Annotated in this window: 23 protein-coding genes and 1 pseudogene; 12 read left to right on the top strand and 12 right to left on the bottom strand. The window is 61.3% G+C overall.

Annotation, left to right across the window (positions count from 1 at the left end; genetic code table 11):
* Positions 1-151: pentapeptide repeat-containing protein (locus PK789_RS11665; RefSeq protein ID WP_503011905.1), on the top strand; the 151-nt coding region annotated here is incomplete at its 5' end.
* Positions 152-815: 664 nt separating this feature from the next.
* On the opposite strand, the pseudogene PK789_RS05470 reads toward PK789_RS11665, so the two are convergent.
* The 5 genes and pseudogenes from PK789_RS05470 to pilG all read right to left on the bottom strand — a co-directional run.
* Positions 816-2,501 (bottom strand): annotated as a pseudogene (locus PK789_RS05470) (Hpt domain-containing protein); the annotation flags it as partial.
* A gap of 79 nt (positions 2,502-2,580) precedes the next feature.
* The gene (locus tag PK789_RS05465; RefSeq protein WP_324307570.1) at positions 2,581-4,596 is read right to left on the bottom strand and encodes a methyl-accepting chemotaxis protein; all 2,016 of its coding nucleotides are present in this window, start codon (positions 4,594-4,596) and stop codon (positions 2,581-2,583) included.
* A gap of 33 nt (positions 4,597-4,629) precedes the next feature.
* Entirely contained in the window at positions 4,630-5,211 is a 582-nt protein-coding gene (locus tag PK789_RS05460) for a chemotaxis protein CheW (protein WP_324307574.1), read from the bottom strand.
* A 275-nt stretch (positions 5,212-5,486) separates the two neighbouring features.
* Positions 5,487-5,852, bottom strand: a complete 366-nt coding sequence (locus tag PK789_RS05455) for a response regulator transcription factor (protein ID WP_324307569.1) — start codon at positions 5,850-5,852, stop codon at positions 5,487-5,489.
* A gap of 20 nt (positions 5,853-5,872) precedes the next feature.
* A complete protein-coding gene (gene pilG, locus PK789_RS05450) occupies positions 5,873-6,274 on the bottom strand; it encodes a twitching motility response regulator PilG (protein ID WP_324307567.1) in 402 nt (133 codons plus the stop codon).
* A 156-nt stretch (positions 6,275-6,430) separates the two neighbouring features.
* On the opposite strand from pilG, the gene gshB reads away from it, so the two are divergent.
* Together gshB and PK789_RS05440 are read left to right on the top strand one after the other, a co-directional pair.
* Positions 6,431-7,393, top strand: a complete 963-nt coding sequence (gene gshB, locus PK789_RS05445; RefSeq protein WP_324307565.1) for a glutathione synthase — start codon at positions 6,431-6,433, stop codon at positions 7,391-7,393.
* Positions 7,393-8,280 (top strand): energy transducer TonB, encoded by an 888-nt coding sequence (locus tag PK789_RS05440; RefSeq protein ID WP_324307564.1) that lies wholly within the window; start codon positions 7,393-7,395, stop codon positions 8,278-8,280. The genes gshB and PK789_RS05440 overlap by 1 nt, the downstream gene beginning before the upstream one ends.
* A gap of 28 nt (positions 8,281-8,308) precedes the next feature.
* Here PK789_RS05440 and PK789_RS05435 read toward each other — a convergent pair whose 3' ends face one another.
* The 4 genes from PK789_RS05435 to prmC all read right to left on the bottom strand — a co-directional run bounded on the left by PK789_RS05435 (position 8,309) and on the right by prmC (position 11,409).
* The gene (locus PK789_RS05435) at positions 8,309-8,800 is read right to left on the bottom strand and encodes a hypothetical protein (RefSeq protein WP_324307563.1); all 492 of its coding nucleotides are present in this window, start codon (positions 8,798-8,800) and stop codon (positions 8,309-8,311) included.
* A gap of 47 nt (positions 8,801-8,847) precedes the next feature.
* On the bottom strand, positions 8,848-9,555 hold the full coding sequence (tsaB, locus tag PK789_RS05430; protein WP_324307562.1) for a tRNA (adenosine(37)-N6)-threonylcarbamoyltransferase complex dimerization subunit type 1 TsaB: 708 nt from the start codon (positions 9,553-9,555) through the stop codon (positions 8,848-8,850).
* The gene (gene pip, locus PK789_RS05425; protein ID WP_324307561.1) at positions 9,552-10,499 is read right to left on the bottom strand and encodes a prolyl aminopeptidase; all 948 of its coding nucleotides are present in this window, start codon (positions 10,497-10,499) and stop codon (positions 9,552-9,554) included. Before pip ends, tsaB begins: the two co-directional genes overlap by 4 nt.
* Positions 10,500-10,563: 64 nt before the next feature.
* Positions 10,564-11,409 carry a peptide chain release factor N(5)-glutamine methyltransferase gene (gene prmC, locus PK789_RS05420; protein WP_324307560.1) on the bottom strand — a complete coding sequence of 282 codons (846 nt, stop codon included), beginning with the start codon at positions 11,407-11,409 and terminating at the stop codon, positions 10,564-10,566.
* A gap of 160 nt (positions 11,410-11,569) precedes the next feature.
* Here prmC and ahpC point away from each other — a divergent pair, with 160 nt between their 5' ends.
* The 6 genes from ahpC to PK789_RS05390 all read left to right on the top strand — a co-directional run bounded on the left by ahpC (position 11,570) and on the right by PK789_RS05390 (position 16,847).
* On the top strand, positions 11,570-12,133 hold the full coding sequence (gene ahpC, locus PK789_RS05415; RefSeq protein ID WP_324307558.1) for an alkyl hydroperoxide reductase subunit C: 564 nt from the start codon (positions 11,570-11,572) through the stop codon (positions 12,131-12,133).
* A 145-nt stretch (positions 12,134-12,278) separates the two neighbouring features.
* The gene (gene ahpF / locus PK789_RS05410) at positions 12,279-13,853 is read left to right on the top strand and encodes an alkyl hydroperoxide reductase subunit F (RefSeq protein WP_324307557.1); all 1,575 of its coding nucleotides are present in this window, start codon (positions 12,279-12,281) and stop codon (positions 13,851-13,853) included.
* Between the two features lies 1 nt (position 13,854).
* The gene (gene oxyR / locus PK789_RS05405) at positions 13,855-14,760 is read left to right on the top strand and encodes a DNA-binding transcriptional regulator OxyR (RefSeq protein ID WP_324307556.1); all 906 of its coding nucleotides are present in this window, start codon (positions 13,855-13,857) and stop codon (positions 14,758-14,760) included.
* A gap of 15 nt (positions 14,761-14,775) precedes the next feature.
* Entirely contained in the window at positions 14,776-15,423 is a 648-nt protein-coding gene (locus PK789_RS05400; RefSeq protein WP_324307555.1) for a hypothetical protein, read from the top strand.
* A 42-nt stretch (positions 15,424-15,465) separates the two neighbouring features.
* Positions 15,466-16,455, top strand: coding sequence for a CapA family protein (locus PK789_RS05395; protein ID WP_324307554.1), 990 nt, complete (start codon positions 15,466-15,468; stop codon positions 16,453-16,455).
* Positions 16,452-16,847 (top strand): hypothetical protein, encoded by a 396-nt coding sequence (locus PK789_RS05390; protein ID WP_324307553.1) that lies wholly within the window; start codon positions 16,452-16,454, stop codon positions 16,845-16,847. The genes PK789_RS05395 and PK789_RS05390 overlap by 4 nt, the downstream gene beginning before the upstream one ends.
* 6 nt (positions 16,848-16,853) lie before the next feature.
* On the opposite strand, the gene PK789_RS05385 is transcribed toward PK789_RS05390, so the two are convergent.
* The gene (locus PK789_RS05385) at positions 16,854-17,786 is read right to left on the bottom strand and encodes a DMT family transporter (RefSeq protein WP_324307551.1); all 933 of its coding nucleotides are present in this window, start codon (positions 17,784-17,786) and stop codon (positions 16,854-16,856) included.
* An 86-nt stretch (positions 17,787-17,872) separates the two neighbouring features.
* Here PK789_RS05385 and PK789_RS05380 point away from each other — a divergent pair, with 86 nt between their 5' ends.
* The 3 genes from PK789_RS05380 to rlmM are packed head-to-tail and all read left to right on the top strand — an operon-like array spanning position 17,873 to position 21,251.
* Positions 17,873-19,618 (top strand): glutamine--tRNA ligase/YqeY domain fusion protein, encoded by a 1,746-nt coding sequence (locus tag PK789_RS05380; RefSeq protein WP_324307549.1) that lies wholly within the window; start codon positions 17,873-17,875, stop codon positions 19,616-19,618.
* Between the two features lie 9 nt (positions 19,619-19,627).
* Positions 19,628-20,191, top strand: coding sequence for a nucleoside deaminase (locus PK789_RS05375; RefSeq protein WP_324307573.1), 564 nt, complete (start codon positions 19,628-19,630; stop codon positions 20,189-20,191).
* Positions 20,187-21,251 carry a 23S rRNA (cytidine(2498)-2'-O)-methyltransferase RlmM gene (gene rlmM / locus PK789_RS05370; RefSeq protein ID WP_324307572.1) on the top strand — a complete coding sequence of 355 codons (1,065 nt, stop codon included), beginning with the start codon at positions 20,187-20,189 and terminating at the stop codon, positions 21,249-21,251. Before PK789_RS05375 ends, rlmM begins: the two co-directional genes overlap by 5 nt.
* Before the next feature lie 26 nt (positions 21,252-21,277).
* Here the strand turns inward: rlmM and murA are convergent, their stop codons facing one another.
* On the bottom strand, positions 21,278-22,534 hold the full coding sequence (gene murA, locus PK789_RS05365) for a UDP-N-acetylglucosamine 1-carboxyvinyltransferase (RefSeq protein WP_324307547.1): 1,257 nt from the start codon (positions 22,532-22,534) through the stop codon (positions 21,278-21,280).
* Entirely contained in the window at positions 22,534-22,767 is a 234-nt protein-coding gene (locus PK789_RS05360) for a BolA family protein (RefSeq protein WP_324307545.1), read from the bottom strand. Before PK789_RS05360 ends, murA begins: the two co-directional genes overlap by 1 nt.
* Position 22,768 lies beyond the last annotated feature (1 nt).

The following is a 22,768-nucleotide window of genomic DNA, read 5'->3' as shown; positions in this document are numbered from 1 at the left end:
TCGGCTTCGACACGTTCGGCTTCGACACGTTCGGCTTCGACACGTTCGGCTTCGACACGTTCGGCTTCGATGCGTTCGGCTTCGGCGCGTTCGGCTTCGATGCGTTCAACCTCGGCACGTTCGGCCTCAACGCGCTGGGCACCGTCAATAAACGGCAGGCTGGATTCGGGCAATGCATCGCGCAACGCGGTGATGTGCGCTGCCAGCGCTGCGTGCAACGGCACTTGATCAGGCGTAGTTTGCAGTGCTTTGGTTGAGGCCTTGACCGCTGCAGCCATCTCCGCGATGGCCGCGATACCCGTAGCATCCGCATCGGCTTGTGCGCCAAACAGACGCTTCACATAACCTTCTGCAGGCGCGGTGAAGGCGGTGACCGATACCACTTCGGTCATCGCGAATGCGCCATTGAGGGTATGAATGGCGCGAATCAAACCATCGTTGACCGTCGCTTTGCCGCTGCGTGCTTTTTCCAGCCAAGCGTCCACGGTTTCCAGATGGCTGCCCACCTCGGTACCCAAAATATCCAGCAAGATCGGATCCACGGTAACTGCAGTGGTCTCCGCCGTTGCGGCGTGCTCGCTCGACGATGCAATAACCGGCTCAACGTGCGCAGGCGCGGCGCTTGCTTGCACAAGCGGCAACGCGGTCAATTCCACATCCTCGCCCGCTGCCAGACGATCAGCAATTGCCTCCATCGCCGCAATATCGACCGCGACCTTGCCTTCGCCCAACAAGGCGGCGTGTAGCTGTGGCAACAGTTGATGCGCAAGACCTGCGAATGACAGCACCGCAGTCGTGGCAGGACGTGATCCATCCAGCACTCGGTTCATCATGCTTTCGACATGCCAGGCAAATTCGCCCAGCACCTTGGCACCAACCAGACGACCACTGCCTTTCAGGGTGTGGTACACACGACGGATCGGGCGCAGGCGCTCGGCATCTTCCGGTGCTATCCGCCATGCCGGCATCAATGTATCGAGATTGGCGATTTCATCTTGGAATTCCTCCAAGAAAATTTCGCGGATTTCGTCGTCGATTTCTTCGCCCATTGACTCGAAACCAGCGGCCACTGGTTCGGCATTGGTCGCCACCTCCGCCGCTGCGGTAACAGCAGCTGGCGCGGCAACGGCGATCGGTTCTTCTTCGCTGCTGACAGATGTTTGCGCGGGTGCCGCAGCTTCGTGCGCAGTCAATTCCACCGGGGCTTCACTGCTGTCCTCAGCCGCATCACTCACCGGTGGCACTGTCGCCGCAACATCAGCCTGCGGAATTGGCCAATAGCGCAAAACTTCCAAGTATTCGCGGGTCTTGTCCAACAAATCCAAGCGCTGACCCAGTGGGTCATGCAGGGACTCTAAATAATATTCCATGCTGGCCAATGCATCGGCCAGTGTGTCCAACTGACGGCCGCCAGGCACGTACTTGCGGTCAATCAGTTCGGCTTGGGTATAGGCTTGCAGCGCATCCAAGTAACCGGCTGGCACAACCTGATCCACCATCCGCAACACACCCGCCACTTCCGCAAGCAAGCGCGGCACTTTGGCAAGACTGGCATGATCCCAGTTGGTTTCGACAAAGGCCACGAAGGCATTGCGCACTTCGGCAAAATTACCGATCGTGGCCTGGGTCAATGCCCCCATGACCTTGCCTGATTCTTGTGCCAGCAAGCTGCTGCTATCGGTTCCGCTGCCCAAGCGTGCGACCTGATCATCCAAAGAATGATCGATGTAAATCAACGCCCCGGCCACATCCAGCAGGTCCGCTTCGTTGAATGGCCGTTGGCTACTGGCGATGGCCTGTACCAATGCACGCTGTTCCTGGACGACGGCGCTGGCACTGTCTAAGCCCAACATGCCAAGGGTGTCACCGATTTTATCGAGTGCATCCGCTTGCGGCATCAAATCTTGGACGTTGCTGCGGTTGCCGCGCAGGTAGAGATCCAGCGCGTCTTTCACTTTCAGCATGTCTTCCTTGATTGCGGAAGACACAGTGTCCAACAGGGCACGATTGCGACCGGCCAGACTGCCACGCGCATGTTCGATTTCGGCCTCGCTCGGCGCGACCAACAAACTGGGCAACTGATCTTGTGACAGCGGCGCGGCACCATGCGCAGCACGCAGATCATTGATCAACGGCAGTAGCACAATGGGGATATCACGATGGCCGCCTTGCAGGCGTTCCAGATAATCCGGCAACTGCACCAGACCGCGCATCAGGGCCGCTAAGGCTTCATCGCGATTGGGTGTCGTTGCCGCCTGTAATGCTGCCGCGACCTGCTCCATTTCCACCGACACCATTGCCGGTGTCTGTAGCTCAAGCATGCGCAAAGTGCCCTGCACTTGGTGCAGGTGACCCATGCAGGCATGCATTGGTGCGGCGTCAGCAGGTGCTTCCGCAAATGCTTCAAGCTCGATTCGAGCCTGACGCAAGGCCTCGTCGATCTCTGGCTTCACCCAGCCCAGCGCGGCATGGTCGATGGCGTCTCGCTGTACCGTGGTCATAACCAGGCTCCGCTAAATCCAAGCAAAACGTTTCTGCCCTGAAGGATGCTGTTCATCCTGATCCTTGTCTCAATCGACGTCAGGCAGGCAGCTTGAAGTCGGCGACCGAGCGACGCAGGTCGGCGGCAAGCTGTGCCAGGTTTCCAATGGATGCCGCCGTTTGACTGGCACCTTGCGAGGTTTGCGCGGTGATCGACTGAATCGTATTCATCGCTTGGGTGATATTGGTCGCCGCCGAGGATTGCTCCTGCGCTGCTACCGAGATCCCTTCAATCAAGCCAGACAAGTCGGACGACACCTTTTCAATTTCACCCAGCGCAGTACCTGCATCTTCGGCCAAGCGTGCACCCGCCACCACTTCCGAGGTGGTTTGCTCCATCGAACTCACCGCTTCGTTGGTATCTGCCTGAATGGTTTGCACCAGCGATTCGATACGCTTGGTCGCGCTGGAAGAGCGTTCTGCGAGGCGTTGCACTTCGTCGGCCACCACCGCGAACCCACGGCCCGCTTCACCGGCGGAGGCCGCCTGAATGGCCGCGTTCAGCGCCAAGATGTTGGTCTGTTCGGAAATGTCGTTGATCAGTTCCACGATCGAGCCGATTTCCTGCGAGCTTTCACCCAGACGCTTGATGCGCTTGGAGGTTTCCTGAATCTGGTCGCGAATGCTGTCCATGCCGGCAATCGTTTGCCGCACCACGCCCGCACCATTGGTGGCGATTTGCACCGAGCGGCGCGCCACCTCGGCGGAGTCGGCGGAGTTACGCGACACCTGATTAATGCTGGTGGCGATTTCGTTGATACGGCCCGTGGCGGAATTGATTTCCTGCGCCTGGTGCTCGGCCGCATCGGCCAGATGCATGGCGGTGGCCTGCGTTTCTTGCGCGCTGGCCGCCACTTGCACCGAGGTGTCGTTAATCGTGGCCACCAAGGTGCGCAGCTGCTCCACGGCGAAGTTGATCGAGTCCGCAATCGCGCCGGTCATGTCTTCGGTAACGGTGGCTTTTACGGTCAAGTCACCTTCCGCGAGCGAACCCATTTCGTCCAGCAGGCGCATGATCGCCTCTTGGTTACGGTCGTTCAGCTCTTTGGTGGTCTGATAACGAACACGTTGCGCGCGCCCCAGGGCCCACAACAAGCCGACGATCGAGAACAGTGCCACCACACCTGACAGGATGCTGACCCAGACGCCGCCGATAATGCTGGTGTCTTTCAGTGAGCCAAATGAGGTGAACGCGGCAAAGAGGCTTTCGCTATCGCTGAGCAATTTGTCTGAGCCTGCCGCCAGCGCGCTGGCCGAGGCCTGCGCCACGATCAGACGCTTGGAGTCCCCAACGATGGCGTCCAAGTCTTTCTTCATGCCCTGCCACATGCTGTGGGCTTGGTTCAACGGGCCCACAGCACCTGCGGCGCTGACTTTGCCGATATCGGCACCGCCGCTGACCAAGGCATTCATCTGCCGATCGAACACTGCCGCATCGCGACCCAGCGCATCGGCTGCCACCTGCGCACCGGCACCACCGGCACGCAGCTCGGCAATACGACGGGCCATCGTGGACGAGGTCACCACTTGGTTCAGCGCGGTGAACACCTGCGCCGAACTGGCACCACCGGAAGCCAAGCCGCGCACCACTTCGTTCAACTGCGCTTGCAGCTGCGGAATTTTGCCGGTGAAGCTATCAGCGTGGCCAGCCAGCGCCAACACCGCCTGCTGTGAGCCCATGACTTCGTCGGCACGCTTGGCCAGCGGATCCCATGTCGCGGACACAGTACGGATTGGCGCAGTCACCCCGGCGGTATCACCGAAGCGGTCATTGAGCAGTTTGATGTCGGCGTCGATCTCGCCTTTGGTGCCCTTCAGTGCATCGAACGCCTGGCCTTTGCCGTCGATCGCTTCGCGGCCTTGGTTGGCCAATCGCTGCGAGTTCAACTGCAAGCGCGACGCCGCAGTACTGGCACCGCCCAAGCGCGAAGCCTTGGTGGTTGCATACAAGGTATTACCGGCAAACACGACCAGCGAACCGATCAGCAACCAAATCCAGAAGTTGGTGCTGAGATTGCGGCCTTTACCGGCGGCGGAATCCATCAAAGTGCTCATCGTGCGACCTCGGCTTGCTTGGGGTTCCGCCAGTTAGGCGGCGGCTTGGCGGAATTCGGGAGTACGGGCAAGGCGCTCAAAACTGAAAACGCCCCAATCTTGATCATTCATGCGGTAAGCGCGATCAATGAAATGCGCATAGCGCCCTTCACTGAGGGTATCGGCAGCGATGCCCTGCGCATCGACAAAACTACGCTGCCCATAGAGTTCGTCAATCGTAACGGCGACATCACCGCCCGGCTGACGCATCACCAACACCCGCTGGCGTTCGTGCAGGACGGTACGCTCACCTTCCAGAAACTGCTTGAGATCGACCACCGGCAGCAAGGTGCCGCGAATATTGGCGACCCCCAGCATCCACGCCTGTGAACCAGGCACATGGGTGAGCGCCGGTAGCGGCAGGATTTCGATGACTTCGTTGAATCCGGAGGCCAACCGGTGCGCACCGACGCGGTAGGCAACACCGCGCCACAACCCCGGGGCGTCCAACTGTTCGGGCAAGCCAGCAATATGCGCCAGGCTGCGCTGTTCGTAGTCGGCCAGCACCAAGAATGGCGAACGCTGCTCACGCGGGCGCGCTGATGCGCGCGGAGCACGCTTGGGCTTTTTGCTGATGACGGGTTCGGACGCCACCGGTGCGGGCTCTGCCTGTTCCGATGCGGGCTCCTCCGCGGCCATGATCTCGACAACAACATCGTCGGCGGCATCGCTGGTGGGTACGGCGGCCTCGGCCTGCGCCTCTGCATCCGGCACGATCACAGCGTCGGCCACTTCGACAGCCGACGCCTCAGTGGCAACTGCCGCCTCTTGCGCAGCCGGTACCGACGTGGGCTTGACCGTCTCGGTCTGCGCCTTGCCTTTCTGTTTTTGCTTGCCGCGCTTGGCCATGTTCAGTGCCCAATCAGTGCGTTGATGCGCGCGATCAATTCGCTCTCGCGCGGCGGCTTGGTGATGTAATCCTTGGCACCCTGACGCATGCCCCAGACGCGATCGGTCTCTAGCCCTTTGGTGCTCACGATCACGATAGGAATATGGCTAGTTTCACTATCGCGCGATAGCGCACGGGTCGCTTGAAACCCATTCATGCCGGGCAAGATCACGTCCATCAGCACCAAATCCGGCTGATCGCGCTTGCAGGCGGTGATACCGTCCTCAGCGCTACCCGACGTGGCGACCTGATGGCCATTGCGTTCCAGCAACTGCACCATGACTGCGGTTTCAGTCGGTGAATCTTCGATAAGCAGTATGCGTGCCATGCTGGTCCTGTCCCCCCCGGTCAGGCGTTGACGTATGTCCGAATTGCGCCAAGTAGTTCTTCACGTGTGAACGGCTTGGTCAGGTATTGCTCGGAGCCGACAATACGACCTCTTGCCTTGTCGAACAAACCATCCTTTGACGAAAGCATGATCACTGGCACGTTTTTGAATGTTTGGTTGTTCTTAATCAGGGCACAGGTCTGATAGCCGTCCAATCGCGGCATCATGATGTCCACGAAAATGATCTGCGGATTGTGATCCGCGATTTTCGATAGCGCCTCAAACCCATCGGTCGCCGAAACCACGTCGCAACCCTCGCGCACAAGCAGCGTTTCCGCCGTGCGCCGGATTGTCCTGGAGTCATCAATGACCATCACTCTCAACCCCTGAAGGTTGACGCCTGTACCTTCTTGCTGCGCCATGTGTTCCCCTTGCGCGTTGACCCTGACCGCCACACCCAGCGGCGATGACAGTCATCTATATCCCAGCATGGGCCCAGCGTGTCAAGCATTTGCCGCAACTGCGTGCAATTTTGCATGCCTGCTAACATCCACTTGCCCTTGTTTGGACGCCTTGCAATGCCAGCCATTCCCCGTCTCGATGTCGTGGTGGTCATGGACCCCATCGACACGATCAAGATCAGCAAAGACTCGACCTTTGCCATGTTACTGGAAGCCCAACGCCGCGGGCATCGCCTGCATTACGTCAAACCCGGCGGCCTGTATGTTCGCGATGGGCAAGCCATGGCAACGGCGGCGGCGCTACAGGTGCGCGATGTGGCTGGCGACCATTACACCGTGGGCGCTTGGTCAAACTGGGTGTTCGCACGTGGCCATGTGGTGTTGATACGCACCGACCCGCCGGTGGATGCCAATTATCTGCACGACACCCAAATCCTTGGGTTGGCGCAGCAGCAAGGCGCGCTGGTGGTCAACGACCCGCAAGGCCTGCGTGATTTCAATGAAAAATTGGCAGCATTGCTCTTTCCGCAATGCTGCCCACCCACCTTGGTTAGCCGTGACAGCAAGACGCTGAAAGCGTTTGCGAGCGAACAGGGGGAGGTGGTGCTGAAACCGCTGGACGGCATGGGCGGGCGTTCGATTTTCCGCAGCCACGCCGGCGACCCCAACTTGAATGTGATTTTGGAAACCCTGACCGATGGTGGCCGGCATCTGGCGATGGCGCAGCGCTATTTGCCTGAGATCGTGCACGGCGACAAGCGCATTTTGCTGGTGGACGGCAGACCGGTGGACTATTGTCTGGCACGCATTCCACAAGGCGACGAATTTCGCGGCAATCTGGCCGCCGGCGGGCGCGGCGAGGGCCGGCCCCTGAGCGAGCGTGACCACTGGATCGCAGCGCAAGTTGGCCCTGAATTACGCCGTCGCGGCATGCTTTTTGTGGGTCTGGATGTGATTGGCGACGCACTGACCGAGATCAATGTCACCAGTCCCACCTGCATCCGCGAATTGGACGCGCAGTTTGGTCTGAATATCGCCGGTCTATTGTTTGACTGTATCGAAGCACGCGCCCATTCCTGATGATCTCTAGTACTGCCCCAACCTTGCCGGCTGCGCCGCGCATTGGTGAAACCGAGCGTCTGCGCGCCACCGTGGTGCTCTCGGTGCTGCTGCATGCGCTGGTCATTCTGGGTATTGGCTTCAGTCTTGAGGATGCCGCCCCGCTGGTGCCCACGCTGGATGTCATCCAGACCCGCACACAAACCCCGTTGACGCCGGCGCAGGCCGATTTCCTGGCGCAAGCCAATAACCAAGGCGGTGGCGAGCACGACAAGAGCAGTCGCCCCAGCGCGCCACAGGCTGGCCCATTACCGCAACCCGTGGATGGCTTGGCACCCCGCCCACTACACGCACAATCCCCCACCCCCAGCCCGCCGCAAAAACCGCCGGTGGTGACCTCCACACAGGGTAACAGCGCATTGCCTTTGCCCACGCCTACAGCGGAGGCTGCCGACAACGGCCAACCCCCTGGGCGCGAAAAAATCGACCGCGACATCGAAATGGCACGCTTGGCCGCAGAAATCCAACTGCGCTCGGCCGAATATGCCAAGCGTCCGAAGCGCAAATTCGTGTCCGCCAGCACCAAGGAATACGCTTGGGCGCAATACCTGCGCAGCTGGGTGAGCCGGGTCGAGCGGGTCGGCAACCTCAACTACCCGGATGAAGCCCGCCGCCGCCATATCGGCGGTCTGGTGGTGATCAGTGTGGCAGTACGCCGCGATGGCAGCGTGGAAAGCATGCGCATCATCCGCAGCAGCAATATTCCGATGCTGGACGATGCGGCACTGCGCATCGTCAAGCTGTCGATCCCGTTTGCACCGCTGCCCAAGACGCCGGAGGACCCGGATATCTTGCACATCACCCGTACCTGGCAATTTTTGCCGGGCGGCGAATTGGTAGACCGCTGAAACCTAGGCGTGATGACCTGCGCCTGCCTTAGCGATACAGGCAATCGACCAATGCGTTTTCACCCAGAATCAACGCATCCAGTGATTTTTCCCAGCCGCTTTCTTTTTGTGTCAGCGGTCGAAAGTCCACGGCGTCTCCGCTGCCTAATGTGGCCACGGCAACTTCGGTTTCAGTGATCTGGAACCCCCCGTTGGCGGCCTGCAACTGCAACCGGCTCTTGACCGAATAACTACTGAACCGCGCGCGATAGTCAAACTTGGTGGTCGCCACGAGCTGGCCTGCGCTGGGGTCACTGGATTCCACATGGATCCCAGTTTGCGTGGCCAAACATGATTGCGCCTTATTGATGATCTCATCGGGTGCCAATGAAATAGCGTAATGCGAGCCCAAGACCCGACGAATCGGCCGCGCGTCCTGATCCGCCGCGACATCCAATGTTCGCCCGTTATAGGTTACGTCCTCGGCCAGTGCCGACGTTGCCACCAGTGCCAGTACCCACCCAAGTACTCGAATATTCACGCTACCCCCCAATAGCTGCTTCCATACGGGGGAGCATAGCCAAAAATTTAGACTGCTGCGGATGCGGGTTTGCGCAATGCCTGCTGTTGGGCCAAGGTCAGGGCGACGGCGTTGCGCAGATAGGCCGGCTCAACGCGCTCTGGGGCCATCGCCTCACCACGCGCATATGCCTGTACGGCCAATCTGGCCACATCGGCCGCATGCGGCAAGGCGCTGCTATCAACACCCTGCAAGTGTCCCTGCAGCCGCTGCTGCAACGCCGCATCCACTGCGGCAAAGCCTGTGCCCACGCCGTACCAGTCATTTCCTTGCAGTGGTTCAACAAGCTCGGGTTTGGTCACGGTTTCCACCGACAACGCGCGCAGGCCGTCCGCTTCGGGGGCAAATGCGCCCAGATAGACCTCGCCCATGCGCGCGTCGATGGCGGCCAAGCGCCGGCCCGGTGCATCTGTGCGCAACGCCAGTGCCGCCAGGGTGGACACTGCCAGCACCGGACGATCTAGCGCCAACGCGATGCCCTGGGCAATGCCAATCGCCAAGCGCACGCCCGTGAATGCGCCGGGGCCACGCCCCACCGCGATGGCATCCAACTGCGCCCGCGCAATGCCGGCCTCGGCCAGCAATGCCTCGGCCCACGGCAGGGCCAACTCGGTATGCCGACGCGGGGCAACTTGGAAGCGTTCGCAAACCTGCCCATCCACCCAAACGGCAACGGAACAGGCTTCGGTGGCGGTTTCAAATGCGAGCAGTTTCATCTGGTGGCAAACGTGTCGGTGGCCTGCACTAGGGCAGCGATGTTTTCGGCTTCGAACGCCGAATGCCCGGACGCAGCACTGACGATGAGTTCTGCTTGCGGCCACGCTTTGTGCAAGTCGAACGCATTTTGGATCGGGCACACCACGTCGTAACGGCCATGCACGATCACGCCCGGAATACCCGCCAGTTTGTGCGCATCGCGCAGCAACTGATCTTCCACTTCGAAGAAACCACCGTTGACGAAGTAATGGTTTTCGATGCGTGCGAAGGCCAAGGCGAATGCCGCATCGCCGTGGCTGCTCATGAAATCGGGGTCGATATGCAGATAGCTGGTGGCACCTTCCCAGATCGCCCATGCCCGCGCGGCGGCCAAGCGGGTGGCCTCATCACTGGAGGTGAGGCGGCGATGGAAGGCGGAGATCAAATCGTGCCGCTCCACCACCGGGATCGCGTTGACGTAGTGCTCCCACGCATCCGGGAACAGGCGTGATGCACCTTCTTGGTAGAACCATTCCAATTCCCAGCGGCGCAGCATGAAGATGCCGCGCAGCACCAGCTCGGTGACGCGCTGCGGGTGGGTTTGCGCGTAGGCCAGCGCCAGCGTGGAGCCCCAACTGCCGCCGAAGACTTGCCAGGTGTCGATACCCAGATGCTCGCGCAACTGTTCGATATCGGCGACCAAGGTCCATGTGGTGTTGTCGGTCAGATCGGCATGCGGGGTGCTGCGCCCGGCACCGCGTTGGTCGAACAACACGATGCGGTACTTCGCCGGATCGTGGAAGCGCCGCATATTGTCGGTACACCCCGCCCCAGGACCGCCGTGCAGCATGACCACCGGCTTGCCATTGGGGTTGCCGCATTCTTCCCAATACAGGGTGTGGCGGGCATCCACCGCCAAGCTGCCGGAGCGGTACGGGGTGGTTTCGGGGTACAGCGTGCGCATGGGCAATCCTGCGGGGGTGGAGTCGGTAATTTTAACCCCATCCAAGCATGGGCTTTGAGAGCGCCTACGTGCGTTGCCCCAAGGTGACGCGATCACGCGACTCCAGATCGCGCACGGTTTTGACGCCATAAAACCCAGCGTCGCGCAGCAAGGTGCGCACCGCCGGGCCTTGGTTAAGCCCATGCTCCAGCAACAACCAGCCACCGGCACGCAAATGCGCCGGAGCGGCGATTGCAATCATGCGGATGGCATCCAGCCCATCCACGCCGCAGGACAGCGCCATCGGGGGTTCAAAGCGCAAATCGCCCTGTGCCAAATGCGGATCCCCGTCGGCGACATACGGCGGGTTGCTGACGATCACGTCCATCCGCTCCCCCAGCAGTGGCGTCAGCCAGTCGCCGTGACGGAATTCGACATTGCCGATGCCATTGCGCTGCGCATTGCCGCGCGCAACCGCCAGTGCATCGGCGCTGGCATCGGTGGCCACCAGCTGCGCCTGCGGGCGCTCCTTGGCCAGCGCCAGCGCAATCGCGCCGCTCCCGGTGCCCAAGTCGGCCACCCGCACGGCGGCATCGCTGAGGATGCGCAGCAAGGCTTGTTCGACCAGCAATTCGGTTTCCGGGCGCGGGATCAAGGTGGCCGGCGTCACCGCCAAGTCCAGCGTCCAAAACCCCCGGTTGCCGGTCAAGTACGCCACCGGCTCACCGTGGATGCGCCGCTGCAACAAGGCGTCAAAACGCGCGGCAGTATCGGCATCCACAAGGTCATCGGCATGTGCAAACAGCCAACTGCGCGGCTTGTTCAGCACATGCAGCAGCAAGTGGTCGGCATCGACAGCCTCTATGCAGGCACGCGCCTGGGTCAGCAGCTTGGCAACGGTGGGCGCGGTCTGGCGGGCGGTCTGGGGCATGCGCAAATGGTACCGGCAACGCGACACTTGACCTTGAAATTCAAACAATAGTCATAATCTATCGATAGGATACCAATAATCAATTTCACAAATTGATAGCTGCCGCCTAAGCTGGCCGCACATCTGATCCACCCCACCCACACCACACCGGAGCATTCTCATGTCCCTGATCAACACGCAAGTGCAGCCGTTCAAGGCCAATGCCTTCCATAACGGCAAGTTCATCGAAGTGACCGACGCCAGCCTGAAAGGCCATTGGTCGGTGCTGATCTTCATGCCGGCTGCGTTCACCTTCAACTGCCCCACCGAAATCGAAGATGCCGCCGAGCATTACGCCGAGTTCCAGAAGGCCGGTGCCGAGGTCTATATCGTCACCACCGATACCCATTTCAGCCACAAGGTGTGGCACGAAACCTCACCGGCGGTGGGCAAAGCGCAATTCCCGCTGATCGGCGACCCCACCCATCAGCTCACCAACGCCTTTGGTGTGCATATCCCGGAAGAAGGCCTAGCCCTGCGCGGCACCTTCGTGATCAACCCGGAAGGCGTGATCAAGACCATGGAAGTGCACGACAACGCGATTGCGCGTGACGTGGCCGAAACCGTACGCAAGCTGCAAGCCGCGCAATACGTGGCCAGCCACAGCGGCGAAGTGTGCCCGGCCAAGTGGAAGGAAGGCGCCAAGACCATCGCGCCGTCGCTGGACCTGGTCGGCAAGATCTAAGCCTTTACAACGCCCCCTCTCCACCTTTGGAGAGGGTTGCGTGAAAGCGATGCGGCGCGTCACTTTCACGCAGCCCTGTTCACTCCCGCCCCTCTACCTGATGCGCAGAGCGGGCAACTGCGCCGCAATTTCGAAGGAGCCACCCATGTTGGATGCCACCCTCAAAACCCAACTTTCCGCCTATCTGGAAAAACTTCAGCACCCGATCACGCTGGTGGCCTCGCTGGATGCCAGCGATGCTTCACGCGAGCTGGATGCGTTGCTAGGCGAAATCGCCACGCTATCGCCCAAAATTTCCCGCGCCAGCGGCGATGCCGCACGCAAGCCGTCGTTTGAAATTCGCCGCACCGGCAGCGATGTGGCGGTGGCGTTTGCCGCCATTCCACTCGGTCACGAATTCACCTCGCTGGTGCTGGCGCTGCTGCATGTGGGTGGGCATCCAATGAAAGTCGAAGATGCGCTGGCCGCGCAGGTGCGCGCGCTTGAAGGTGATTATCAGTTTGAAACCTACATGTCGCTGCATTGCCAGAGCTGCCCGGACACCGTGCAAGCACTGAATATGATGAGCGTGCTGAACCCGCGCATTCGCCATATCGCCATCGATGGTGCGCTGTTTGAAGACGAAGTTGCGGCCAAACAAATTCTATCGGTACCCACCGTGTATTTGAACGGTGTGGAATTTGATGCGGGCCGCATGAGTATCGAGCAGGTGTTGAGCAAGCTTGATACCGGTGCGGCCGCACGCGCCGCCGAAGCCTTGAACGAACGCGCACCTTACGACGTGCTAATTGTCGGCGGCGGCCCGGCCGGCGCAGCCGCAGCCATTTATGCCGCACGCAAGGGCATCCGCACCGGCTTGCTGGCCGAGCGCTTTGGCGGCCAGGTGCAAGACACCATGGCGATCGAAAATTTCCCCTCGGTGGAATACACCGAAGGCCCGAAACTGGCCGCATCGCTGGAAGCACATGTGCGCAGCTACGGTGTGGAGGTGATCACCTCGCAACGCGCCAAGACCCTGCACGCCGCCGGGAGTGATGGCTTGGCCAGCATCACCCTGGAAAGCGGCGCCAGCTTGCGCAGCAAGACCGTGATCCTGGCCCCTGGCGCACGCTGGCGGCAAACCGGCGTGCCCGGCGAAGCCGACTACCGCACCAAGGGTGTCACCTATTGCCCACACTGCGATGGCCCGCTATTCAAAGGCAAGCAGGTGGCGGTCATCGGTGGCGGCAATTCCGGTATCGAAGCGGCGATTGACTTGGCCGGCGTAGTCGAGCATGTGACGGTGCTGGAATTTGACAGCAAGCTGCGCGCCGATGACGTGCTGCAACGCAAGCTGCACAGCTTGCCCAACACGGCCGTACATCTGAACGCGCAAACCACCGAAATGCTGGGCGATGGCAGCAAGCTCACCGGGCTACGCTTCACCGATCGCAGCAGCGGCGAGACCAGGGATTTGGCAGTGGGCGGCGTGTTTGTGCAGATCGGTTTGCTGCCCAATACCGAATGGCTGCAAGGCGCGGTGGCGCTGAGCCCGCGTGGCGAAATCATCATCGATGACCGCGGCCACACCAATGTGGCAGGCGTGTTTGCGGCGGGTGATGCCACCACCGAAGCGTACAAACAAATCGTGGTGGCGATGGGCGGCGGCTCGACTGCGGCGCTATCAGCCTTCGACCATCTGATCCGTGTTTCGGCACCGGCTGAGGCCAAGGCCGCGTGAGATGAACCTGCGCGACCTCAACTACCTCATCGCGCTGGCTGACCTGCGCCACTTTGGCAAAGCCGCTGCGGCCTGTTTCGTCAGCCAACCCACCTTGTCCACCCAGATCAAAAAGCTGGAGGACGAGTTGGGGGTGGCCTTGATCGAACGTGCGCCACGCAAGGTCATGCTCACCCCCGCCGGGCAAGATGCGGTGACGCGCGCGCGGCGGATCGTGGCCGAAGTGGCGCAAATGAAAGACGCCGCACGCCGCAGCCATGACCCGGAATCGGGCAGCCTGCGGCTGGGTGTGTTCCCCACGCTAGGCCCGTATTTGTTGCCACACGTGGTACCGCCATTGCGCGAACGCTACCCGCAACTGGAACTGCTACTGGTCGAGGAAAAAAGCGACGTGCTGCTGCAACGCCTGCGCGAAGGCAAACTGGATGCCGCGCTGCTCGCCTTGCCCATCCACGATGAGCAATTGCACGCGCAGTGTTTGTTTGAAGAACCCTTTGTATTTGCCGCGCCACGGCAGCACCCGTTGGCGAAAAAATCCTGCTTGCGGATGTCGCAACTCTCCGATGAAACCCTGCTGCTGCTGGAAGATGGGCACTGCCTGCGCGATCAAGCTTTGGATGTGTGTCGGCTGGCCGGTGCGCAAGAGAAATCCGGCTTTCGCGCCACCAGCCTAGAAACCCTGCGGCAAATGGTGGCCGCCGGTGTGGGCGTCACCCTGCTGCCGGCGTTGTCGGTGCACGCGCCAATTGCGGCATCGCCCAATATCCAGCTGGTGCCGTTTCACACCCCGCCACCCAGCCGCAAGATTGCCCTGGTGTGGCGTAAATCCTCGGCCATGGACGCGTTCTTACAAGGCATGGGCGATGCCATCGCCCGCGTGGTGCAGGCACAATTGGCGCAGCCCTGACCCACGGACGCACCCATGCGGCCACGTAATGCCATCATTTTGCTCATAGGCGGATGCCTGCTCCTGGCATGGTGGCTATCGCATCCGCCAAGTGCGCGCCTGCCGCAAGCCACCCGTGACGCACTTGCCCATGTGGCCTGCCCGATGCCACCGCGTGTGGTACGCGGCGATATCCCCCTGCAAACACCCGTCCCCAAGGGCTTGACCTTGGCCGCCATCGACAATGCCACGCTCACCCCCTTGGCGGGGTTTAGCATCGATGCCCGCGTGTTGCACCGTGAAAATTATTTTGCCGATGCCGGTGCCAAGTTCTCCCCCACCGATCTGGCCTTGGGCTGGGGCCGCATGCGTGAAGACGCCGTGTTGGACAAGCTTTCGATCAGTCAAGGCAGCCGCTTCTTTTACTATCACTGGCGCAACGAACCGCCCATTCCGCCCGCTGAGATCGTGCGCAGCGCTACCAATATGCACATCATCCCCGCCAGCCCCGATGTGGCAAGCGCGCTGAAGGATGTTCGTGCCGATGACAATATCCGCATCGACGGCTGGCTGGTACGCATCGACCGCAATGATGGCTGGCATTGGGTCAGCTCATTGACCCGCGACGACAGTGGCAATGGTGCCTGCGAGCTGGTGTTTGCCTGCGCGATCACCCGCGAATGAGCATGCCTCGCCGCTGCAACAAGATTCCGGCATGATGCGGGCATGAACCGCACACGCATCGCAGCAACATTACTGGCCACGCTGTCAGCTAGCGCGCCGGCGTTCTCGGCAACACCCTCGCGCGAGGTCGCCATCGTCTTCGTCGGCGACATCATGGTGGCCGAACGTCCCGGCGAACTGATTGCGCAAGGCACCGACCCCTTCCAACCGTTTCAATCCCTGCTGGATACGCATGATCTACGTATCGGCAATTTGGAATGCGTGGTGGCCAACGGTGGTAGCGCACTGGCCAAGCCTTTCACCTTCCGTGCCGACCCGCAGGTGTTGCCGGCGTTGAAGCGGCATTTCGATGCGGTGTCGTTGGCGAACAATCACTCGGGCGATTTCGGCAAGGCTGCTTTTGCCGAACAGCTGGGCCTGATGCAGCAAGCTGGCCTGCCGTGGTTCGGGGGCGGCCACACGTTGGAAGAAGCACATAGACCGCTGATTCTGGAGCGCAACGGCTTGCGTATCGCGCTGCTGGGCTATGTGGAATTCAAGCCCCGTGCCTTTGAAGCCGATGCCACCCGCCCTGGCGTGGCCTGGAGTGGCGAGGACGAGCAAGTCATCGAGGACATCATCGCCGCGCGCCGTGTGCAGCATGCCGACATCGTGATTCCGTTCATGCATTGGGGCTGGGAAGAAGAAGCCCAGCCCAGCCCGCGTCTGCGTGAATTTGCCCAGCGCATGATCGATGCCGGTGCCGACATGGTGGTGGGCGATCATCCACACGTCACCCAGGGTGCCGATGTGTACAAGGGTAAGCCGATCATCTACAGCCTCGGCAATTTTCTGTTCAATAGTTTTGACACCGTCGCCACTACCACCGGCTGGGTGCTATCGGCCACGCTTGGGCCGGAAGGCGTGCGGCAGTGGCGCACCCATGTGGCCAGACTGGATGCGGACGGCGTGCCGCATCCTGCTATCGCTGCATCCAGCCCCTGCGGCCACGCTGGTGACACCACGGTGCAGCAATGCAAAGGGGCACCATGAACCACCGCGCAATGCACATGCTGATTGCCTTACTCGGCGTTGCGGCCAGCGCCTCGGCATCCGCCGATAGCGTGCGCTGCCATGTGACTTATGGCGGGGAAGCATGGACCATCGATGCCACGCCTACCACCTTGCCGTATCTAGTTCGCAACCAAAAAATCGGGCGCTATTTCGAATTCAAACTCACGTATGCCAACCTGCCCAATACCGGCCGTTTCGTGCGGATTTATACCTATGGCATGAGCAGCGGCGACCCGGTATTGATCCATCAGGCGTCGTATCGGCCGCCGTTCGATACCCGTAATGCAGAGTGGGGCTTCACCGGCTTTCAATACGTGTATGAACCCAGCAAAGGCAGTGAGTTCCAATATTGGTGCCAATACCAGCCATAGCCACACTCACGCCTCTTGTGCGGCACTGGCTTGCTTGGATTTCATCCCCGCCACAAAAATCCCGACCAAACTCACCGCCAGTCCGGCCCACTGGCGCGGGCTGGGCGAAAGATCCAGCACCAGCACATCCAACACATACGCCACGATGGGTTGTGCCAACAACAGCAGGCCCGCCAACGCCACCGGCAGTGCCACCATCGAACGCGAAATCAAAATCCAACTCAAGCAATGGCCCACTGCGGCCAGCGCCAGCAATAGCGCCCACACCCGCCACGAGGGCGGCGTGAATACCTCCGCTTCCGCCCACCCCATCAAACCCAAACACAGTGCGCTGCCAAACGCCGCGATGCACAGCACTTGCTCCACCGGCACCCGCGTATTGCCCACACCCGCCGCATGCTGCGAACGTTTGATGCCCACGTTGTAGGCGGCATAGGCCAACCCGGTAGTCAGCCCCAGCCACACACCCCAGCGGTATTGCGCGGGCAAGGTGGCCCAGTCCGCACCCAGCAGCAGCCACAGCCCAAAAAATGCCAACAGCACCCCGGCGATAAACCGCAGGCCCAAGCGCTCACCAAACAGCAGCACGCCGGCCACCGCCATGAAAAACACCTGCGTATTGGCCAGCAAGGTGGCCAGCCCCGGCCCCACCAGCAAAATACTTTTGTGCCACATCCAAAGATCAATGGCGAAGGCCAGCATGGGTACTGGCAGCCAGCGCCACGTTGCACGCGATAACGGCTGCCAGCCATGCCGCGCACTGACCAACAACGCCAGCAACACGCCTGCCAGCAACATCCGCCAAAACGCCACCGCCGTCGGCGGCATCCCGGTCAGGCGCACCATCAAGCCATTGCTACCGATGATGGCCGCGCCGATCAGCAGTTCGGTGGTGGCCACCGACCTGGAAGGGAGTGCAGGTGCCGTAAAACGTGACATGACAGACCCGAGGCCAGACAAACAACGATCTTGCCACACGGCACGTTCGCTACAATGCGCGATTGCTCCCAGATACCGTTGCCGCCGTGTCCGACTCCGCCCCCAGCACCACCGACGCCGTTTCCGAGAAAAAAGACTTCATCCGCCAGATCGTGCGTGAGGATCTTGCCTCGGGCAAACATCACGCCATCAAGACCCGCTTCCCGCCGGAGCCCAACGGCTATCTGCATATCGGCCACGCCAAGGCGATCTGCCTGGACTTCGGCATCGCCGCCGAGTTTGGTGGCGTGTGCAATCTGCGTTTGGACGATACCAACCCGGCGCGCGAAGACCCCGAATACGTGCGCGCCATCCAAGATGACGTGCGCTGGCTGGGCTTTGATTGGCACAGCCTGCGCCACGCCTCGGATTATTTTGGCGTGTATTACCTTGCCGCCGAAAAATTGATCGCCGATGGCAAAGCGTTTGTCTGCGACCTGAGCGCCGAGCAAGTCCGCGAATACCGTGGCACGCTGACCGAACCCGGCCGTAATTCGCCGTTCCGCGAGCGCAGCGTCGAGGAAAACCTCGACTTGTTCCGGCGCATGCGTGCGGGCGAATTTGCCGATGGCGCACGCACCCTGCGCGCCAAGATCGACATGGCCAGCGGCAACATCAATCTGCGCGACCCGGCGCTGTACCGGATCAAGCACGTCGAACACCAGAACACCGGCAGCGAGTGGCCGATCTACCCGATGTACGACTTCGCCCACGCGCTGGGCGATGCCATCGAGGGCATCACCCATTCGCTGTGCACGCTGGAGTTCGAAGACCACCGCCCGCTGTACGACTGGAGCGTGGACAACGTGGACTTGGCCGGCCATCCCGAATTGCTGGAACCATTGCTGGGCAAAGGTCTACCGAAGGAAGCCGGCAAGCCACGCCAGATCGAGTTCTCGCGGCTCAATTTCAATTATCTGGTGATGAGCAAGCGCAAATTGATGGCGCTGGTTACTGACAAGTTGGTCGATGGTTGGGACGACCCGCGCATGCCCACCTTGCAGGGCATCCGTCGGCGCGGCTACACCGCTTCGGCCTTGAAATTGATGGTCGATCGCGTGGGCATCAGCAAGCAGAACTCATTGCTGGATATTTCCATTCTGGAAGGCGCACTACGCGACGATCTGGATGCGCACGCGCCGCGCCGCATGGCGGTGATCGATCCGCTGAAAGTGGTGCTCACCAACCTTCCCGAAGCGCACGAGGAAACCCTGCGCTTCGCCAACCATCCCAAGGACGAGGCGCAGGGCGAGCGCGACATTCCCTTCAGCCGCACGCTGTGGATCGAGCGCGAAGACTTCGAGGAAGTGCCGCCGAAGGGCTTCAAGCGCCTCACGCTGGGCGGCGACGTGCGGCTGCGCGGCGCGGGCATCATCCGCTGCGACGCAGCGATCAAAGACACCGATGGCCGCATAGTCGAGTTGCATTGCACGCTCGATCTGGAATCGCGCCCCGGCATGGAAGGCGCCAACCGCAAAGTAAAAGGCACCATCCATTGGGTCAGCGCCCAACATGCCATCGCCACTGAAGTGCGCCTGTACGACCGCCTGTTCACCGTCCCCAATCCAGATATCGACGACGGCGGCAAGACCTATGTGGATTATTTGAATCCCGAGTCGCGCAACGTCGTCACCGGCTACGTGGAACCCGCCGCCGCGCAGGCCGCACCGGAGCAGGGCTATCAATTCGAGCGTCTGGGCTATTTCGTCGCTGACCGCTACGACCACAGCGCCGACAAACCGGTGTTCAACCGCAGCGTGACCCTGCGCGACACTTGGGCGCAGAAGGCGTAGCCCATGCCAATGCCCCTGCCCGTGCAGCTGCATATCACCCTGCCGATTTGGGTGATGGAACTGGATGTTTCCGGCCGCGATTTCTCCACCGATGCGGCCAAAGTCGCGTTCGCCATCGAGCTGTCCAAGCACAACGTGGAACGCCAAAGCGGCGGCCCGTTTGGCGCGGCGGTGTTCAGCGCGCAGCATCAGTTGATCGCGGTCGGCGTGAACCGGGTGGTGCGCCAAAGCTGTTCGCTGGCGCATGCCGAAACCATGGCCTATATGCTGGCGCAGCAACGCCTGCAACAATTTCGCTTGAATGAACTCGGCGACCCGGTGACCTTGGCGACTTCGGCGCAACCGTGCTGCCAGTGCTATGGCGCAACGATGTGGGCTGGCATCGACCGCCTGCTGATTGGTGCCCGCGCCGAAGACGTGATGGCGCTGACCGCGTTCGACGAAGGCCCGCTACCCGCAGACTGGGTGGGTGAGCTCAACAAGCGCGGCATCGAAGTGATCCGCGACGTGCAACGCGACGCCGCCTGCGCCATCCTCAAGGCCTATGGCGAACTGGGTGGGCCGAATTATTGACGGGTTGCTGTGCTACTGCCGCCAAGGCTTTGAACCCGAGCTTGCCGGCGAGTTGACCGAACGCGCCGCGCAGGTGGGCATCGCCGGCTATGCGCGCACCGAGCGCGATAGCGGCGTGGTGGTGTTTTTCAGCGAGGACGCCATCGCGCTGGATCATGCCTTGCCGTTTTCGCAATTGATTTTTGCGCGGCAAAAATTGCGTCTGCTGGCCGAACTGCGTGAGCTGAATCCGCAAGACCGCATCGCACCGATGTTGGACGCACTGACTGGCCACGCATCCGAAACACTGCGCTTTGGCGAATTGGTGATGGAGCACCCCGACAGCGACGCCGGCAAACCATTGGCCGGCTTGGCACGCAGCCTGGGCAATGCGCTGCGGGCGGCACTGCGCAAGGCCGGCATCCTCAGCGCCAAGGACAACCCGGGCCTGCCGCGCCTGCATGTGTGCCTGCTGGCCGGCGATCACGCCTTGCTGGCGCGCAGTGTGGCCGCCGACAGCGCGCCGTGGCCGCTGGGCATCCCGCGCCTGCGCATGCACGCCGATGCACCCTCGCGTTCGGCATTGAAGTTGGAAGAAGCGCTGCTGGTGCTGCTGACCGATGAGGAGCGCAAAAAGCTTCTGCGCGATGGCATGCGCGCCGCCGACTTGGGCGCTGCCCCCGGCGGCTGGACGTGGGTGCTGACCCGCCACGGCCTGCGCGTGCAATCGGTGGATAACGGACCGCTGCGCCAGCATGTGCTGGACAGTGGTTTGGTGGAACACCTGCGCGCCGATGGGTTTACTTGGCAGCCACAACACCCGCTGGATTGGATGGTCTGTGACATGGTGGAACAACCGCGCCGCGTGGCCGAACGCATGGCCACCTGGCTGCGCGAAGGTTGGTGCCGGCACACCATTTTCAATCTGAAATTGCCGATGAAAAAACGCTGGCAAGAGACCCAACTGTGCTTGGATTTATTCGCCCAACACGCCCAAAAACCGCTAACGATCCGGGCCAAGCAGCTCTACCACGACCGCGAAGAAATCACCGTGCTGGCGATGTCGCCCACCCGCCGTTGATGCCGGTGGTGCGGCAGCACATCAGCTCAATCTACCCGTCGGATCTTTGCACCCAGCGCCGACAGTTTGGCTTCGATGTTTTCGTAGCCGCGATCGAGGTGGTAGATGCGGTCGATGGTGGTTTCGCCATCGGCCACCAGCCCGGCCAAGATCAACGATGCCGAGGCGCGCAGGTCGGTGGCCATCACCGGGGCACCGCTCAGTGTTTCGACACCGCGCACCACTGCCGTATGGCCATCCACACGAATGTCCGCGCCCAGGCGCAGCAGCTCGTTGACGTGCATGAAGCGGTTTTCGAAGATGGTCTCGTTGATCACGCCCACGCCATCGGCCATGCAATTCATCGCCATGAATTGCGCCTGCATGTCGGTGGGAAACGCCGGGTGCGGCGCGGTGGTCAGGTTGACCGCACGCGGGCGCTTGCCGTGCATGTCGAGGTGGATGCGGTCGCCTTCGCAGGTCACCGTGGCACCGGCTTCGCGCAGCTTGTCCAGCACCGCGTCCATGCTGTCGGGGCGGGCGTGGGTGGCGGTGATGCAGCCGCCAGTCATCGCGGTGGCCACCAAAAAAGTACCGGCTTCGATACGGTCGGCCACCACCGCGTGTTCGCAGCCGTGCAATTGCGCAACGCCTTCGACCACAATACGCGGGGTGCCGGCTCCACTGATGTTAGCCCCCATCGCGTTGAGGCACTCGGCCAAGTCCACGATCTCCGGCTCCATCGCCGCGTTTTCCAACACGGTGGTGCCGTCGGCCAAGGCGGCCGCCATCAGCACGTTTTCGGTGGCCCCCACGCTGACCAGTTCAAACACATGGCGTGCGCCCTTCAGCCGGCCCGCACTACGCGCTTTGATGAAACCGTGATCCACCGTGATCTCGGCCCCCAGCGCCTGCAAGCCTTTGATGTGCAAATCGACCGGGCGCGAGCCAATTGCGCAGCCGCCGGGCAGCGAGACTTCGGCATCGCCAAACTTGGCCAGCAACGGCCCCAGCACCAGCACCGACGCGCGCATGGTTTTGACCAATTCATACGGCGCAACGTGGCTGTTCACGCTACGCGGGTCGATGCTCATCACATCGCCCTCGTGGGTGACGCCTGCGCCCAGCCCAGCCAGTAATTTGGCGGTGGTCAGCACATCGTGCAGGCGTGGCACATTGGTGATGCGCACGGGGGCATCGGCCAACAAACTGGCGCACAAAATCGGCAGCACCGCGTTTTTGGCACCCGAAATACGCACGTCACCGCGCAGCCGGGCACCGCCTTCCACCAGAATCTTCTGCATCAGGCGGCCGCCTCTTGCGGGGTGAGGGTTTTGAGTTGCAAGGCGTGAATCTCGCGGCCCATGTATTCGCCCAAGGTTGCGTTCACCATGCGATGACGCGCCAACGGCAGCTTGCCGGCAAACGCCGCACTGACCACCACAGCTTCAAAATGCACGCCATCTTCGCCGCGCACATCCACGCGGGCATCGGGCAGGCCGGTTTCTATCATCTGGCGGATCTGGTCGGCGTTCATG

The sequence above is a fragment of the Thermomonas sp. genome, from assembly GCF_035369645.1.
Lineage (GTDB): Bacteria > Pseudomonadota > Gammaproteobacteria > Xanthomonadales > Xanthomonadaceae > Thermomonas.
This window is presented reverse-complemented; position numbering and strand designations above follow the sequence as displayed.